Below are 1165 nucleotides of genomic sequence, written 5' to 3' on the forward strand. Positions count from 1 at the left end.
GTTATAAGGTCACCCGGAAGGATGAACTTTTGCAGGATATTTATTTAGATGAGGATATTTTTCCTAATAGTGGGTAGTTGTTAGTTTGTTGTATTGTTTTCTTGGTATGGTGTGAGTTCTATGTATTCTCTATTCATGAAAGGATCGCCAAATTTTCCACTTCTGTCATAGAAGGAAAATTTGTTTTTAGTTAGCTCGTCTATGTCCCAGTAATGTTCTCCACCAAAATAAATGGTACTGAAACTTGGATCACCGAATGACCATTGTCCGTAGATATTGGCTTCTTTTTTATTTCCTTGTTTGTCGATTTCTATATTTGTACGGGTATATGTTCCGTTTTTATTGAATTTGTATGTACCTTGCCAGACACTGCCGTTTTCGTCTGTTGTTTTTTTACCAGCCCATGTAATATCACAAATTAATGAGATTATGCTTTCTTCTCCATGGTTGTAGTATCCTTGTTTTTCAACACATCCGGTGTTTGAAATAAGAAAAAGTGATACTGTTGAAATAAGTAAAGAGATATGTATTATTCTATTCATAGTTAAATATTTAATATTCAATGCAAAAATAGGAGAAATTTTATATTTTTGGGCGAAACCTTTATTTATTAACTTTAAAAAAGGAGGATTTATGAAAAAAGTAATGTTTATGTTCATCAGTCTACTGACTGTTTTGGGTGTTTGTTCGTGTAATGATAATGAAGTAATAGAACCTGTGGTTAGTGATTCTGTATCTGATATGGAGGTCTTATCTCGTTTCGTTGATGTAAATGAGATTACAAATGAATACTATATCAATGAGAATAAGAAAACGAGGGCGTTGTCTTATGTAACAGGTTCGGATTGGCAGGATTTAGAAAAAGTTAGTCCTTTGAGTATTGAAAAATATAAGAATAACCTGCAGGTTTTAAATGCTCAAGTGGCAAGTGCTATTTCAAATCCTAATACCGCTTATGTTGTTTTTTCTGTAAATGGAAAGACTTTGGTTAAAAAGGTGAAGGAGGATGCTAATTTTGATTTTTCAGTATTTAGGGATGTTGTAACGGAAACGAGGGCTGTTCTCCCTTCTTTGAGTATTAATGGAGGTTCTCAAAGCACTACCGGAGTTTTTTACGATTCCAGTCGTACTTTAAAGATGCAAGTTGATTTGAATGCTTCAATAC

Annotated in this window: 1 protein-coding gene and 1 pseudogene; one reads left to right on the forward strand and one right to left on the reverse strand. The window is 33.3% G+C overall.

Translation table 11 applies throughout. The features are described 5' to 3' along the window. Positions 1-80: 80 nt before the first annotated feature. Positions 81-542 carry a hypothetical protein gene (locus tag AB5443_RS25300; RefSeq protein ID WP_005812785.1) on the reverse strand — a complete coding sequence of 154 codons (462 nt, stop codon included), beginning with the start codon at positions 540-542 and terminating at the stop codon, positions 81-83. A 91-nt stretch (positions 543-633) separates the two neighbouring features. On the opposite strand from AB5443_RS25300, the pseudogene AB5443_RS25305 reads away from it, so the two are divergent. Continuing rightward, positions 634-1165, forward strand: a pseudogene (locus AB5443_RS25305) (hypothetical protein); the annotation flags it as partial.

This window comes from Bacteroides sp. RTP21281st1_H5_RTP21281_210402, assembly GCF_040918965.1.
Taxonomy (GTDB): Bacteria; Bacteroidota; Bacteroidia; order Bacteroidales; family Bacteroidaceae; genus Bacteroides; species Bacteroides congonensis.